Source organism: Ruegeria atlantica, assembly GCF_001458195.1.
In the GTDB taxonomy this organism is placed as follows: Bacteria; Pseudomonadota; Alphaproteobacteria; order Rhodobacterales; family Rhodobacteraceae; genus Ruegeria; species Ruegeria atlantica.
The window spans coordinates 1-15,358 of record NZ_CYPU01000007.1; the positions used below are offsets into that span (position 1 = coordinate 1).

Here is a 15,358-nt window from a genome sequence, read left to right on the forward strand (position 1 = left end):
CAGAAGTCGGAGACATGGGTGCGATGGCACCGCGCCGAGTCGTTGAGTGCTATAGGGCGTCTTTGTAGTCGCGGGTCGTCTCCCCTCTCCCCCCCCCTTGCCCCCCCTGGCCGCATCCGCCCGCCCGCCCGCGTCAGATCCCGGCGCGCTCTGACACGCTGCGATCGAGAGGAGATATCGAGGGGCTTACGTGCGAGGGTCTCGATACGGTCGATTGCCCGTGCTTTGAACCGATCCCCATCATCGGTGCGACAATGCACGAAGTCATAGCTCCAGACATGATTGCTATGTTCCGGCCTGAGTCGAACACATGAACCATCGTTTAGCCAAAGCCGTCCCTTCTTGGGCTGTTTTGCAGGCACCTTCAGCCCCTCTCGTCGCCAAAGCCGTTCAATGCGCCCATCACTGACAGACCATCCAGCCTCTCTCAGCAACACCGCAACCCGGCGATACCCATACCGACCATACTGCCTGGCAAGCTCGATCATGTCGGCCACCAGCTGTTCTTCATCGGGTCGGCCCCGTGGAATACGCCTTTGCGTGGATCGGTGCTGTCCCAGTACGCGGCATGCACGGCGCTCGGAAACTTTGAACTGGCTGCGAACATGAGCGACGCAAGCACGGCGACGAGAGGGGCTTAGAAGTTTCCCTTCGATGCTTCCGTCAGGATAAGCTTGTCGAGCGTCAGGTCTGATACCGCACGCCTGAGCCGCTCATTTTCCTTCTGAAGCCGCCTAAGTTCCTTCAATTGGTCTACACCCATTCCGCCATATTGCTTGCGCCAGCGGTAATAGGTTTGCTCCACAACGCCGATCTGTCTGATCGCATCCAGACGCGGCATCCCTTGCCCCATCAGAACTTCAACCTGCCGCAACTTCGAGACAATTTCTTCCGGCTTCGGTCGCTTGTTTGCCATTCTTGGTCCTCCGTTTCCTAATCTTAACGGTGGGCCCATTCAAATGGGGAGGCTCAGTACAATCTCTTCCAATATTCCAGCCTCCATGGCGACCGTCGCGAATGTCCGACGATGGGAATGAATGGACCATTGCATACGCTGGGGCCCTTTCAAATGACCACTCGGTGACTTCGGAGAGGGGAAGACCCATTGGTGATGAAGGCCCCGCAAAGTAGCGAGTATCTCGTGATGCACTTGCGATATGGGGAGATCAAAACTGCGCCCGTTCTTGGTCATCGGCAAATGTATGTGATCTTCCTGCACGTTCTTCCATTCGAGCGTCAGTGCCTCTGTTTTGCGAAAGCCTGTGAACAAGAACAATTCGTAGAATACCCTGTGGATCGGGTTGTATAGCTCATCAACGGCCTCGCCCCATGCGTTCAAATCCTCAATTATCCAGCCATTTGGTTGTTCCGCATACCACTCTATGGCCATCGTTGGGCTTTCCGGCAGATCATGTACCCGCCGCGCATGGTTCCAGACTGTCCGAAAGTACTTCAAAGTGTGATTTGCGGAGGAAGGTTTCGCGGCCATCGACCCATGACGCTGAACCACCATGGATTTCGTGATCTCATCCAGCGACAGGCGTAGCCAATCTTTCAAATGAAGCTCGAACTGCTGCCGCAACCCGGACCGGTGGGCCTCAGACCGAAGCTTTGGACGTGCCAGATAAGTTTCCATAGCTATTTCAAGAGTGGGTGCTCCAATCTGCAGCTGCCTGCCTGCTCCCCTGCCCCAGTCCAACGCAAAACCCAATGCAGTTTGTCGTGCGACGTCCGCAGAGATCAGTGGGTACCGCCCGATCAAAACCCGCCGGGTTTGCCCTCCAACATCTTTCTGGAAGTACCAGGTTTTGGACTGCTTGCCGACGAATAGAAATCAAATAAATGCATAATATGAATAGCTTGGCAACTACAGGAATGCCTAGGATATATATAACATCTGCTTGGAAGGCTAAGGCAATAGCCAGTATACGACGCCCGCTCAGCGGTGGTCGGTTTAAGCGATGCGTCAGATGTCGTCAAGCGCCGTTCGAAGCCAGATTTCAAATTCGTCAACAAAAATTGACAGGCGGTATACCGCATCCCCAAGACAGTCGTTCTGGCAGTTAAAGACAAACTCAAGATTGCGCGGGCAGCCATTCGCAACGGCTGAAATCGGCAGATATCCGGATCACCGAACCGTATTCAAAAACCGTTGGCGGGGCCAACCCGATCAGCTGAGCCGGATAAGAAGTAGCCGCCGCCAGTGCGTCCTGCAACGGTACACCGACTTGTTTGACCAGCAAGCCAACGGCGGTCGTCAGGTCCAGGTCCGCGCCGGCCAGCGTTCCGTCCGCCAGTGTCAACCTGCCTTCGGTTCGCATGATTTTGCGGCCTTCAAGGGTGAATTCGGTTTGATCCGTACCCGCCACAGCCATTGCATCGCTGACTAGAAAGATTTGACCCGGCGCAGTTTTCGCAGCCCAGGCAGCGCGCATCGCGGCGGGGTGCACATGGACGCCATCGGCAATCAGCCCTGCAGATAGCGTTCCGCTGGCCAGCGCCGCGCCGACGAGGCCGGGTTCACGATTGCCCAGCTGGCTCATCGCGTTGAACAGATGGGTTACGCAACGCGCACCGGCGGCAGCATACCGCTGGCAAGTCGCAAAATCCGCATCGCTGTGCCCGAGCGAAACAAGGATACCAGCGTCGCTCATGGCGCGGACCTGCTTCTCGGACACAGCCTCGGGGGCGACAGTTACCTTCAGGCAGGGAAGTGCATTTGCGGCTTCTATCAGCTTGTTCAAATCCGCCGCTTCCAACGGCCTTATCAAATTACCGTCGTGCGCCCCTTTCCGCGCGACCGACAAATGCGGCCCTTCCAAATGCAGCCCTGCAACGCCCGGCACTTGTGCTCGCACTGCCTCGATCGTCGCATCTATTGCCGCGCGGGTTTTGGCGGGTTCGTCGGTGATCAGAGTGGGCAGCAGCGAAATCACACCCAATCGGCGATGGGCACCGGCAATTCTGCGGATCGTTTCGACCGACGGATTATCGTTGAACATAACGCCATCGCCGCCATTGACCTGCAGATCCACAAAACCGGGGCTGAGTATGTCGCCGTTCAGATCGACAACGTCCTTTTCCTGGGCGACCTCGGCGTCGGGCAAAACTTCCCCCGAACGCCCCTCAAGAAAAACAAGCGCGTGGTCGGGTAACAATCGGCTGCCGTCAAAGATTGGCCCGTTTCGAAAGATCACCTTGCGTTCTGTCATACCGTTTCGGTCACTTTCTTAAGGTGTCGCGGTGCGTCCGGGTCGATCCCCCGTGCACTGGCGACGGCCTCTACCATGCTGTAAAAAGACGTAATCGCCGTTATTGGGTCGGTGATCCAATGATCCGTTCGAACTACCGGCAGAGCCTGCGCGCGCGTTACTTTGGTGGTCGTCGCAAAAACCGCAGCACCTTTTTCGGCCAAGGCATCAGCCGCATCGGCAGTTGCCTGTTCGGCTGCATCATTGGCCGCGAACGAAATCACCGGAAACCCTTCTTCGACAATCGACACCGGGCCATGCAGCACTTCGGCCGCTGAATAGCTTTCGGCATGGATTTGGCATGTCTCTTTGATCTTCAATGCAGCTTCGTCAGAGATCGCATAAGAAGGCCCCCGGCCAAGCGTAAACAACGAGCGCCCGGTGATTGTTTCGGCTGCAGCCGACCAATCGCATTGGGCCGCTCGCGCCAGGTATTCGGGCAAGGATTGGATCGCCCCGATCAATTCAGCATCCTCTTTGACCTCGGCCAGCAACCATAGACCGGACACCAACGAGGTCACAAATGTCTTGGTTGCTGCGACGCTCAGTTCCGGCCCCGCGTGCAATGGCAGAACTGCATCCGCCACGTCGGCCAGGCGCGATTCCGAGTTGTTGGTCACCGCAATTGTCAGTGCGCCAGAGTTTCGCAAAGACCCTGTCAGGCCAACGATATCCGGGCTTTGGCCGGATTGCGAGATGGACAGGCAGACAGATCCTTTTGACCTTAGATCCACCCCGTAAATCGAACTGACGGATGGCCCTACTGAGGCAACCGGTAATCCAAGAAGCAGTTCACTGGCATACTTCAGATAGCTGCAGGCATGGTCGGATGATCCCCGGGCGACCGAGATCAAAAAACGTGGATCCGTATCCCTTACGCTTTGCGCAGCTGCTCGGATATTGTCTGCCCCCGTGCTGAGCAATCTGTCGACGGCATCAGGGATCTCCAGAATTTCCTGACGCATTTTCGAGTTCTTTTCGGACATTTGATCCCGGTCCTTCCAGTTATAGGCGCAATTCAGCGACAAAGTCATAAGCGTCGCCGCGATAGAGCGACCGCGTCATCTCTGCGACCCGCCCGTTTTGCAAAAATGAGATACGCTCGATATTCAGCCCCGCCGCACCTTCGGGCACCTCCAGCAGTTCGGCCTCTCGCGCGGCTAGATTCAGAGCCGATATCTTTTGCACCGCGCGCACCGGGCGGCAGCCCAGACCATCTAGCACTTCGTACAGAGACGTCGTGACTTCGATCGGGTTCGGTAGAATGTCCAGCGGCAGCGCAGCACGTTCCAACGCCAGCGGACGCCCGTCCGCCTCGCGCAGGCGGTAAATGCGGGATATCTGCTCACCCTCTGACAGATTCAGCGCAGTGACCTCTTCCGGGGTTGGCGCAAATACTCCGCGCTCCAACCACTTTGAAGTTGTCTCCATTCCTCGGCTCGACATATCTTCGGTGAACGAGGTCAGGTGTTTCAGCGATTGTTCAACCCTTTGAACACGTTCCCGAATGAAGGACCCTGACCCTTGGCGCTGCTCGATCACTCCTTCCTGCACCAGCTCCTGAATCGCCTTGCGCACGGTTACGCGGGACAACTCAGTAATTTCCACCAGTTCCCGTTCGGATGGCAGCGATGAGTTCGGCGCAAGGACGCCCGTATCGATCCCCTCTTGCAACCTGCGCCGCAATTGCACGTAGCGGGGGCCATTTTCAGGGGTCAGCCAAAGATCAGAGCGCAGGAATTCAGCAATACTCATGCGAGACCTCCTTCGCCAAAGCCAACGCCCCGGTCAACGGCTCGCCCGATGGAGGTCGTATCTCTGACTGCATGGCAGCAGGCAGATAGTCCGCATAATGCGGAGAGATACCGCCGGTCAGGCAGATCGCGACTTCTGGCTGCCATCCGAGACGTGCCGCCATATCGGCGATGTAAGTAGCACCGGCCTGCATAATTTTTCCGGCGACGTCGTCTCCGGAAACTGCTGCAGTGGTAACCATCGGGGCCAACGCGCCGAACTCTGTCGGCGTCGCCCGCCCGGCAAATTCGACGATCCCTGCACTACCGCCAAAATCATCCAGCAATTTCTGCGTAAGATCGCTAGTGACTTGAATTCCATCCACGGAATTCAATGCTTCTGCCAATGCAAAACGACCAACCCATTGCGCAGATGCCTCATCCCCCAATACTGGCCCCCACCCCCCGGCAAACCGCATCACCCGATCCTTCTGCGAAGCAACAAAGGACCCCGTGCCACAATGGGCGATCAAGCCGTCCTGAGACGCGAGCGCACCCCGCAGCGCGGCTGGTCGATCATCGGAAACGCGTGCCCGCGTCAGGCCCAGCGCGCTCTGCACACGACGGGCAATATGGTCATCTGTGACGCCAGCCAATCCGACAAAGGCGGGCAACTGAGTCAGGTCCTGAACATCTACAGCAAGCGTTTGCGCAATTTGGGTGATCCCCGATTTCATCTGCAGGACGGACGCATCGAAATCTGTCGAGACATTGGCGGCCCCGGTTTCAACAGAATGAACAATACCAGCGACTTCACATGCAACCCGGCATCGGGTTCCGCCACCATCTATGGCCAGTACAGCATTGCTCAGAGACTCAGTCATGACAATACCATTATAATACCTATTTGAATTTAGGAAGGCCAAAATAGGCCGATTTCTGCAGCTTTTCTCTATATTAATACAGAACATGTTGATTTCCACTGGAAAAATAAAACTATGGACAAGTGGTATTGAATAGGTATTGTATTGGGAACCGCAAAGGGGGATTCTTTTGACGCTGCCGCCGACCGAACAACCGCATCCAGACGCCAACAAGCTGGACCCACAAGACCCTGTCGCCTCTGCTCGGGCGCTGGTTGAGGGGCAGATTGCAGCCGCGACCTCAGCGCGGGGCGCGTTGGACGCGATCGCGCAGGGCGGCAACGCCATGGCGCAGACCATCCGCGCCGGCGGCTTGCTGCACTATGTGGCCGCAGGCTCGTCCGGGTTGATGGCCGCTGCCGACGCGCAAGAGCTGGGCGGTACCTTCTCAATCCCTGCGAACCAACTCCGTATACATATGGCAGGCGGCCTGCCTACCGGCGTCGAAATGCCCGGAGGCGCAGAAGACGAAGCCGACGGACTAGCGGACGCGCTTTCGACATTGCAACCGACGGATACGATCATCGCAGTGTCCGCAAGCGGATCGACGCCATATACCCTGACCGCCAGCAATATCGCACAGTCATTTGGCGCAACCGTTATCGGAATTGCCAATAACGCAGGCAGCCCTTTGCTGGAAAGCGCGGATATTCCGATTCTTTTGGCAACGCCGCCGGAATTGATCTCGGGCTCGACGCGTATGGGTGCTGGAACAGCTCAGAAAATCGCTCTGAACATGCTGTCGTCTCTCATGGCGCTGCAACTTGGCCACGTTCACGGCGGCATGATGGTCAATTTGCGCGCTGACAATGACAAGCTTAGGGCGCGGGCCACCGGAATCGTCGCGCGGATCGCCGACGTTGATGCAGAATCAGCAAAGCACGCGCTGGACGCCGCGAACGGAGACGTGAAGCCGGCGGTGCTAATCGCCGCACGTGGCATATCACCCAAAGATGCCTCGGCCGTTCTGGACGCAAGCGGCGGGGTTCTGAAATCCGCACTGGAACAAGATAAATAACTGCTAACCAACTGGGAGAACACAAATGAAACGCAACAGCCTGAAACTGGCCTTACTGGGCACGACCCTGATGGCTTCAAGCGCCTATGCCGAGGACGTCACGCTGATCATCGAAAGCTGGCGCAATGACGACCTGACCTTGTGGCAGGAACAGATCATCCCGGCGTTCGAAGCCAAACACCCTGGGATCAAACTGCAGTTCACCCCATCAGCTCCGGCGGAATACAACGCTGTGTTGAACTCGAAACTGGATGCGGGTTCGGCCGGTGATCTTATCACGTGCCGTCCGTTTGATGCGTCGCTGGCACTGTATGAGGCCGGGCACCTGACCGATCTGTCTTCGGTCGACGCGATGAGCAACTTTTCGGACGTGGCAAAATCGGCATGGCAGACGGATGACGGCTCGGCCAGCTTCTGTGTTCCGATGGCGTCGGTGATCCACGGCTTCATTTACAACAAGGATGCGTTTGCTGAGCTGGGCATCGACGTGCCTACCACCGAAGACGAGTTCTTTGCTGCACTCGACAAGATCAAGGAAGACGGCACCTACATTCCGATGGCGATGGGCACCAACGATCAGTGGGAAGCCGCCACAATGGGCTACAACAACATCGGCCCAAACTATTGGAAAGGCGAAGAAGGTCGTCAGGCCCTGATCGCGGGCGAGCAGAAACTGACAGATGAAGCCTGGACTGCTCCTTACGCCACGTTGGCGCGCTGGGGACAGTATCTGGGCGACGGGTATGAGGCACAAACCTATCCCGACAGCCAGAACATCTTCACTCTGGGCCGGGCCGCTATCTACCCTGCCGGATCGTGGGAAATCGCTGGCTTCAACACACAAGCCGACTTTGAGATGGGCGCGTTCAAGCCGCCGGTCCAAAACGCAGGCGACACTTGCTATATCTCTGACCACACGGATATCGGCATCGGCATGAATGCTGCTTCCGAGCACCCCGAGGCCGCTGAGACCTTCCTCGCGTGGGTCGCAAGCCCCGAGTTTGCCGAAATCTTTGGCAACGCCGTACCGGGCTTCTTCCCGCTGTCCAACACTCCGGTCGAGCTGGCAGATCCGTTGGCCAAAGAGTTCGTCGGTTGGCGCGACGAGTGTGAATCGACCATCCGTTCGACATATCAGATCCTGTCGCGCGGCACGCCGAACCTTGAGAACGAGACCTGGGGCGCATCCGTTGCCGCCATCAAGGGTGCCAACAGCCCCGAAGAACTGGGCGCCGACCTGCAAAAAGGTCTGTCCTCCTGGTACGCTCCGCACCAGTAAGCGCTGATCTGACATATACCCGGGCGGCGGTGATCGCCCGGGTATCCCCGACACCCCATTGAAAGCAGTCCCATGAACCGCCCCCGCTTCCGCTGGCATATCCTTGTGTTTCTTGCACCGGCCGTTCTTGTTTACACGGCGGTGATGATCTTCCCGCTGTTCAACACGCTGCGTCTGGCGCTCTATACCGAGATTGACCAAAGCCGCGTTTTCGTTGGATTGCAGAACTTTCAAACCCTGTTCTTTGATCCGATCTGGTCCGAACAGTTCTGGAACGCCTTGGGCAATAACTTCTGGTTCTTCCTGATCCACATGCTGGTTCAAAACCCGATCGGCATCGCCTTGGCCGCCCTGCTCAGCCACCCGCGCCTGAGGTTTGCGGCCTTGTATCGGTCGGCGATCTTCATTCCCACGATCCTGAGCTTTGTGATTGTCGGGTTCGCGTGGAAACTGATCCTCTCGCCGATCTGGGGCATTGCGCCGTCGATGCTGGATGCCGTCGGGCTCAAGTCGCTGTTCGCCCCATGGCTGGGGAAAGAGGAATACGCCTTGACCACACTGGCGCTGATTTCGGTCTGGCAGTTTGTCGGCATCCCGATGATGTTGATCTACGCCGCCTTGTTGACCATTCCGGAAGAAATCCTTGAAGCTGGAGAGATCGACGGAATCACCGGAACCGCGGCCTTCTGGAAGATCAAACTGCCGCTGATCCTACCCTCGATCGGGATCATCTCGATCCTGACCTTCGTCGGGAATTTCAACGCATTCGACCTGATCTACGCGTCACAAGGCGCGCTGGCGGGGCCGGATTTCTCGACCGATATTCTTGGTACCTTCATGTACCGCACATTCTTTGGCTTCCAACTTCAATTGGGTGACCCGCATATGGGTTCGGCTATCGCCGGGGCGATGTTCGCCATCATCCTTGTGGGTGTCTGTATCTACCTGTTCGGCATCCAGACCCGGATGCGCCGGTATCAATTGTGAGGGCCACGCGATGAACAAAGCACGTCATAACCCCCTCAACATGGTCGCGATGCACGGCGCGCTGATCCTGTACACACTGATCGCGCTGTTTCCGGTCTTTGTTATCCTGATCAACAGCTTCAAATCCCGCCGCGCGATCTTTCGTGAACCACTGGCCCTACCCAATGCGGACAGCTTCTCGATGATCGGCTATGAGACGGTGATGAAGCAGGGGGATTTCTTCCTCTATTTCCAGAACTCGATGATCGTCACAGTGGCATCGCTGTCCTTTATCCTTTTGTTCGGCGCGATGGCCGCCTATGCGTTGTCGGAATACCAGTTCAAGGGCAACCTGATCATGGGGCTGTATCTGGCGCTGGGGATCATGATCCCGATCCGTATCGGCACCGTGGCGATCCTTGAGATGATGGTGGCGACCGGGCTGGTAAACTCGCTCTGGGCGCTGATCCTTGTATACACGGCCCAGGGGTTACCATTGGCCGTATTCATCCTGTCCGAATTCATGCGACAAGTCAGCGATGACCTGAAGAATGCCGGGCGTATCGACGGACTATCTGAATACACGATATTCTTCCGCCTTGTTCTGCCTCTGGTCAGGCCCGCGATGGCGACCGTGGCCGTGTTCAACATGATCCCGATTTGGAACGACCTTTGGTTCCCGTTGATCCTGGCCCCAGCGGAAGAAACTAAGACCCTGACGCTGGGCAGCCAAGTCTTCATCGGCCAGTTCGTGACCGATTGGAACGCAGTTCTGTCAGCCCTGTCGATGGCGATCCTGCCGGTGCTTGTCCTGTATGTCATCTTCTCGCGACAGCTGATCCGCGGCATCACATCCGGAGCAGTCAAATGACCCGCGTTTTGGTTGCAGGTCTCGGCAATATGGGTTTGAGCCACGCGCTGGCGCACCATCACCGCCCCGACGCGCAGATCGTTGGTTTGGTGAACCGGTCTGGCCGTGTGGATCACCCGGATCTCATCGATTACCCGGCCTATTCCGATTTCGACTTGGCACTGGCCGAAACCAAACCCGATCTGGTCGTGGTCGCCACCTACTCTGATAGCCACGCTGATTTCGCCTGCGCGGCGATGGAGGCTGGCGCACATGTTTTTGTTGAAAAACCGCTGGCCACTAATGTCGCCGACGCCCGGCGTGTGGTCGAAACAGCAACGCGGCTAAATCGTAAGCTGGTAGTCGGGTATATCCTGCGCCATCACCCCTCTTGGATGCGGCTGATTGATGAGGCGCGCAATCTTGGCGGGCCCTATGTGTTCCGGTTGAACCTGAACCAGCAGTCGTCGGGCGCGGAATGGGAAACGCATAAGGCACTGATGCAGACGACTTCGCCCATTGTCGATTGCGGCGTGCACTATGTCGACGTGATGTGCCAGATCACCGACGCGCAGCCCGTCCGGGTGCATGGTATGGGCCTGCGCCTATCGGATGAAATCGCGTCGGATATGTATAATTACGGCCAGTTTCAGGTGGTCTTCGGCGACGGCTCGGTCGGCTGGTACGAGGCCGGATGGGGCCCGATGATGTCGGAAACCGCGTTCTTTGTGAAAGATATCGTGTCGCCCAACGGGTCTGTTTCGATTACCGATGGGAACAAGGGTGCGTCTGCCGACATCGACGGCCATACCAAAGTCGGCGGCTTGCTGGTCCATACACCGCAAGGCGACCACACGATCGAGATGCCGGACGAACCCGGCCATCAAGACCTTTGTGATGCTGAGCAGGCTTATATGCTGCGCGCCATCGCCGAAGATATCGACCTGACCCGTCATATGAATGACGCCGTCCAATCGCTCGCCATTTGTCTGGCTGCGGATCAAAGTATCCGAACCGGCCAGCCCGTTTCCCTTGAGGAGCCCGCATCATGACCGCCCTGACGCTGAACAATGTGAACAAGTCCTTTGGCAACGTGCATGTCCTGAAAGACATCACGCTGGAGGTTGAAGAAGGCGAATTCGTCGTCTTTGTCGGCCCGTCGGGCTGTGGCAAGTCCACCCTGTTGCGCGTGATTGCGGGGCTAGAGGATGCATCGTCAGGTGAGATCAACATTGGCGGGCAGCAGGTCAATCTGGTGCCGCCATCCAAGCGCGGGATCGCGATGGTGTTCCAAAGCTATGCGCTCTACCCTCACCTCAGCGTTCGGGGCAATATGACCCTTGCGCTGAAGCAGGAAAAGCAGCCCAAATCGGAAATCGAAGGCCGTGTCGCCAAAGCCAGCCGGATGCTGAACCTTGAACCCTATTTGGACCGTTACCCGTCCGAGTTGTCAGGTGGCCAGCGTCAGCGCGTCGCCATCGGGCGCGCCATTGTGCGTGAACCTAAACTGTTCCTGTTTGATGAGCCGCTGTCCAATCTGGACGCCGCCCTGCGGATGAACACTCGGATCGAGATCGCCAATCTGCACCGTGCTTTGGATGCATCGATGATCTATGTGACCCATGATCAAACCGAAGCGATGACGCTGGCCGACAAGATCGTTGTTTTGCGCGATGGTCGGGTCGAGCAGATCGGCAGCCCGATGGAACTGTACAACAACCCCGCAAATCAATTCGTCGCCGGATTCCTGGGCTCACCTTCCATGAACTTCCTGCCTGAAGCGTTAGTTCAAGAAAGCGGTCAGAACACGATCGGAATTCGCCCCGAGGACCTGTTCCTGTCAGATGACGGCCCGCTTGCCGCGCGTGTCAGCCATGTGGAAAAGTTGGGCGGGGACACCAATGTGATAGCCAAAGTTCAGGACCACGACGTCACAGCCCGTTTGTTTGGTCAGCATGCCATCGCCGAAGGTCAGGAGTTGCGATTCGGATATGCATCCGAGAAGGCCTATCGCTTTGACGAAGCAGGGCAGCGGCTGGCTTAAACCGGCATACTGCTGGGATCACACAACCTGATCGTCACAACAACATTTTGCCAAGATAGCAAGCGCGGCTGGCAGAAAGCTTTGGTATGCTTTCGCCAGCCGATTGCTTTTTCTTGAGGGCCAAATGAAGTCATTAATAATGTTGTTAAGAACATGTCACAAAGTCGCCCTACATGCCTTTCATCGACTACTCTAAGACAGCCAGGAGCCATTCATGAAAGACGTTGATAACACCACCCTGTCCGCCGACGATTGGGACGAGCTGCATTTCCCCCGCCCCGAAGAAAACGATTTTGATCGCGTCGTCGAAAACGCCATCTCGCGCCGTGGGTTTCTGGCTGGCGTAGTGGCCTTTGGCTCGGGTGCCGCCGCTATGGGCACGGGCCTGCTGGGCTCAACTGCAGCACACGCTGTTACGGCCTCGCGCTTTGCCTTCACGCCGATCGCTGCCCAGACAGACGGCACTGTTCACGTACCTGAAGGCTATGAGTGGAAGGTTATGACGCGCTGGGGCGACCCGCTGTTTTCCGATGCCGACGGCTATGACATCACCGATGGTGGCCCAGTTGAAAAATCGGACCGCATCTTCGGTGAAAACACCGACGGGATGGAGACATTCTCGTTCCAGGGCCACGAGTTGATCGCGATCAACCACGAATACCCGAACCGCAAAATCAACCTGCCCGCCGCGCAGGAAGGTGTTCCGGCCAACGCCGACGATGTTCTGAAGTTGCAGAACATTCAGGGTGTCACCGTGATGGAAATCACCGAAGGCCCTGATGGCTGGTCGGTCGTCAAAGACAGCCCTTTCAACCGTCGTATCCACCATAACACACCGATGAAGATCGTTGGCCCCTCAGCAGGTCACGACCTGCTGAAAACTGAAGCTGATCCGACCGGAACCACCTCGCTAGGTACGATGAACAACTGTGGTGCAGGTAAAACTCCGTGGGGTACCTACCTGACCTGCGAAGAGAACTTTAACGGCTACTTCGGGTCCAGCGATGAAAACGCCACTTACGACCAAAAGGTTGCAGATGGCTTCAAACGCTATGGTGTGAAAGCCGAAAGCTGGAACGGCTATGAACTGTTCGATCCGCGTTTCGACACGTCGAAAAACCCGAACGAACCGCACCGCGCGGGCTGGATTGTCGAAATCGACCCGACCAAGCCCGACAGCACGCCGGTCAAGCATACCGGTCTGGGCCGTTTCAAGCACGAGAATGCCGAGGTCACTCTGGCCGCAGATGGTCGTGTTGTTGTCTACATGGGCGACGATGAGCGGGGCGAGTACCTGTACAAGTTTGTGTCGAACGGCACCTACCAACCGGGAGGTGAAACCGAGGGCCTGCTGAACGACGGCACGCTCTACGTCGCAAAGTTCAACGACGACATGAAGGGCGAATGGCTGGCTCTGACACCGGAAACCACCGGGATGGACGAAGCCGATATCGCGGTCTTTACCCGTATGGCCGCGTCCAAGGCCGGCGGCACGACCATGGACCGCCCTGAATGGGTCGCATCCAGCCCTGTTGCGGTAGAAGCGTATTGCTGTCTGACCAACAACAAAAACCGTGGCGTGAAGGCTAACGCCGGTGGAGATGACACCTCGGTCAACGCCCCCAACCCGCGCGAGGCCAACAAGTACGGTCAGATCGTGCGCTGGCGCCCCGCAAATGACGACCACGCCGCCGAAGGGTTCGACTGGGACCTGTACGTTATGGCCGGTAACCCGACCGTACACAAAGATGATCGCGCCGGGTCAGCGAATGTGAACGAAGGTAACCTGTTCAACTCGCCTGACGGAATGGTCATCGACTCGACCGGGTTGATCTGGATCCAGACGGACGGCAATGACGACAATGAAGGAGACTTCGCAGGCAACGGCAACAACCAGATGCTGGTTGGTGACCCGATCACCGGCGAGATCGCGCGTTTCATGACCGGCCCGAACGGCTGTGAGGTCACCGGTCTGGCCTGGTCCGGCGATCTGCGCACCATGTTCGTTGGCATTCAGCACCCCGGCAGCAACTGGCCGGACGGCGGCACGCCACGGTCGTCGGTTATCGCGATCAAGCGAACCGATAACGGTCTGGTCGGATAATCCCCACAAAACCTATACGCCCCCGACCTTCCGGTTTCGGGGGCGTTTTGTTTCAAATGTCCTCACCCGGTATGGCAAGTGGCCCACCCGGTGCCATGAGATGGCGCTCTGAAAGCCACGGGTTCAGCTCCAACGCCTGAGACAACGCTTCTCGCGCCTCGTCCATGCGCTGTAGTCCTATCAGGGTCAGCGCACGGCCACTGATCGCGGCGACGTGGTTGGGAGACAGCTCGATTGCCTTGTCCAAGTCAGGCAGCGCCGATTGAAAGTCCTGACGCAGATAGTGGGCAAAGGCCCGTTGGTTGTATCCTTCGGCATAAGACGGGCAGTACGCGACCAGCTTGTCAAAATCTTCAATTGCGCCCAGCAGGTCCCACGCATTTCGACGTGTCATGCCACGATCCAGAACAGCCTGCGCGCTTTCGTCAGGGGCATCGGTCCAGAACTCCCATAGCTGACCGGACAATGCACGGGCGGACTGTTCGGTTTCAGCGTCCTGTATCTGTTCCAGAACTGCCGATACATCTGCGGAATGGTCTGGCGCGACCGGACAATCCTGAGCATAGGCCGCAAAAACGGACGCAGCATAGAAAATTGGGGCGTAAGCAAAGCGTTTCATACGCCAATGGTGACGCGCGCAGGGCGTTCGTCAACCCATCGTGTCCAAGGCTCCAGACATCCCGGTCTCTTTCACAGCCTCCATCGCGACAAAGGTCGAAGTACTGGCGACATGCGGCAATGATGAGATCTTTTCAGCCAGAACCGCGCGGTATTCCGACATCGACCCGGTGCGAATTTTCAGAAGATAGTCAAAATTCGACGCAATCATATGGGCTTGTTCGATCTCAGGCACTTTACGAACGGCGATGTTGAACTCTGATAAGGCTTTCTCGCGCGTGTCGGTCAATCGGACTTCGACAAAGGCTACGTGGTCTAAACCAAGGCGAATGGGGTCCAGCAAGGCACGGTACCCGGTGATGATGCCATCGGCCTCAAGTTTCTTCACACGTGCTTGAGTTGGGGACTTCGAAAGCCCGATACGCCGCGCGAGATCAGCGATGGGGATCCGGCCGTCCTCGGCCAGAATCGCAAGAATTGATCTGTCGAACCTATCCAGCCCCGGAAAGTCTTTTTGCATCGCACAAACCCCTGAATTCAGGCTAATCGCCTAGCCCTAGATGAAACTAAGG

General features: G+C 57.2%; 16 protein-coding genes and 2 pseudogenes. 8 read left to right on the plus strand and 10 right to left on the minus strand.

What is annotated here, in order from left to right:
- Window positions 1–18: 18 nt before the first annotated feature.
- On the plus strand, window positions 19–270 hold the full coding sequence (locus RUA4292_RS25575; RefSeq protein ID WP_145974811.1) for a helix-turn-helix domain-containing protein: 252 nt from the start codon (window positions 19–21) through the stop codon (window positions 268–270).
- A 134-nt stretch (window positions 271–404) separates the two neighbouring features.
- Here the strand turns inward: RUA4292_RS25575 and RUA4292_RS25730 are convergent.
- The 8 genes and pseudogenes from RUA4292_RS25730 to RUA4292_RS01025 form a co-directional block, all read right to left on the minus strand.
- Window positions 405–488 (minus strand): annotated as a pseudogene (locus RUA4292_RS25730) (hypothetical protein); the annotation flags it as partial.
- The gene (locus RUA4292_RS25735; protein WP_503167693.1) at window positions 485–607 is read right to left on the minus strand and encodes a hypothetical protein; all 123 of its coding nucleotides are present in this window, start codon (window positions 605–607) and stop codon (window positions 485–487) included. The pseudogene RUA4292_RS25730 and the gene RUA4292_RS25735, both read right to left, overlap by 4 nt.
- Window positions 608–637: 30 nt before the next feature.
- Entirely contained in the window at window positions 638–916 is a 279-nt protein-coding gene (locus RUA4292_RS25740) for a transposase (protein WP_058275754.1), read from the minus strand.
- A gap of 57 nt (window positions 917–973) precedes the next feature.
- Window positions 974–1,831, minus strand: a pseudogene (locus RUA4292_RS01005) (tyrosine-type recombinase/integrase); the annotation flags it as partial.
- A 244-nt stretch (window positions 1,832–2,075) separates the two neighbouring features.
- A complete protein-coding gene (gene nagA, locus RUA4292_RS01010) occupies window positions 2,076–3,212 on the minus strand; it encodes an N-acetylglucosamine-6-phosphate deacetylase (RefSeq protein WP_058275920.1) in 1,137 nt (378 codons plus the stop codon).
- Window positions 3,209–4,237, minus strand: a complete 1,029-nt coding sequence (locus RUA4292_RS01015; RefSeq protein WP_058275921.1) for an SIS domain-containing protein — start codon at window positions 4,235–4,237, stop codon at window positions 3,209–3,211. The genes nagA and RUA4292_RS01015 overlap by 4 nt, the downstream gene beginning before the upstream one ends.
- Window positions 4,238–4,256: 19 nt before the next feature.
- A complete protein-coding gene (locus RUA4292_RS01020; RefSeq protein ID WP_058275922.1) occupies window positions 4,257–5,006 on the minus strand; it encodes a GntR family transcriptional regulator in 750 nt (249 codons plus the stop codon).
- On the minus strand, window positions 4,993–5,868 hold the full coding sequence (locus RUA4292_RS01025) for a glucosamine kinase nucleotide-binding domain-containing protein (RefSeq protein WP_058275923.1): 876 nt from the start codon (window positions 5,866–5,868) through the stop codon (window positions 4,993–4,995). Before RUA4292_RS01025 ends, RUA4292_RS01020 begins: the two co-directional genes overlap by 14 nt.
- A 169-nt stretch (window positions 5,869–6,037) precedes the next feature.
- Here RUA4292_RS01025 and RUA4292_RS01030 point away from each other — a divergent pair, with 169 nt between their 5' ends.
- The 7 genes from RUA4292_RS01030 (at window position 6,038) to RUA4292_RS01060 (ending at window position 14,168) form a co-directional block, all read left to right on the plus strand.
- Complete coding sequence (locus RUA4292_RS01030; RefSeq protein WP_058275924.1) at window positions 6,038–6,925, plus strand: N-acetylmuramic acid 6-phosphate etherase; 888 nt, start codon at window positions 6,038–6,040, stop codon at window positions 6,923–6,925.
- A 25-nt stretch (window positions 6,926–6,950) separates the two neighbouring features.
- Window positions 6,951–8,204 (plus strand): ABC transporter substrate-binding protein, encoded by a 1,254-nt coding sequence (locus tag RUA4292_RS01035; protein WP_058275925.1) that lies wholly within the window; start codon window positions 6,951–6,953, stop codon window positions 8,202–8,204.
- A gap of 72 nt (window positions 8,205–8,276) precedes the next feature.
- A complete protein-coding gene (locus tag RUA4292_RS01040) occupies window positions 8,277–9,191 on the plus strand; it encodes a carbohydrate ABC transporter permease (RefSeq protein WP_058275594.1) in 915 nt (304 codons plus the stop codon).
- Window positions 9,192–9,201: 10 nt separating this feature from the next.
- Complete coding sequence (locus tag RUA4292_RS01045) at window positions 9,202–10,041, plus strand: carbohydrate ABC transporter permease (RefSeq protein WP_058275926.1); 840 nt, start codon at window positions 9,202–9,204, stop codon at window positions 10,039–10,041.
- The gene (locus RUA4292_RS01050; protein WP_058275927.1) at window positions 10,038–11,072 is read left to right on the plus strand and encodes a Gfo/Idh/MocA family protein; all 1,035 of its coding nucleotides are present in this window, start codon (window positions 10,038–10,040) and stop codon (window positions 11,070–11,072) included. Before RUA4292_RS01045 ends, RUA4292_RS01050 begins: the two co-directional genes overlap by 4 nt.
- Window positions 11,069–12,064, plus strand: a complete 996-nt coding sequence (locus tag RUA4292_RS01055; RefSeq protein WP_058275591.1) for an ABC transporter ATP-binding protein — start codon at window positions 11,069–11,071, stop codon at window positions 12,062–12,064. The genes RUA4292_RS01050 and RUA4292_RS01055 overlap by 4 nt, the downstream gene beginning before the upstream one ends.
- Before the next feature lie 214 nt (window positions 12,065–12,278).
- Window positions 12,279–14,168, plus strand: coding sequence for a PhoX family protein (locus tag RUA4292_RS01060; protein ID WP_058275928.1), 1,890 nt, complete (start codon window positions 12,279–12,281; stop codon window positions 14,166–14,168).
- A 52-nt stretch (window positions 14,169–14,220) separates the two neighbouring features.
- Here RUA4292_RS01060 and RUA4292_RS01065 read toward each other — a convergent pair whose 3' ends face one another.
- Window positions 14,221–14,787, minus strand: coding sequence for a tetratricopeptide repeat protein (locus tag RUA4292_RS01065; RefSeq protein WP_058275929.1), 567 nt, complete (start codon window positions 14,785–14,787; stop codon window positions 14,221–14,223).
- A 30-nt stretch (window positions 14,788–14,817) separates the two neighbouring features.
- The gene (locus tag RUA4292_RS01070; protein ID WP_058275930.1) at window positions 14,818–15,306 is read right to left on the minus strand and encodes an Lrp/AsnC family transcriptional regulator; all 489 of its coding nucleotides are present in this window, start codon (window positions 15,304–15,306) and stop codon (window positions 14,818–14,820) included.
- Window positions 15,307–15,358 lie beyond the last annotated feature (52 nt).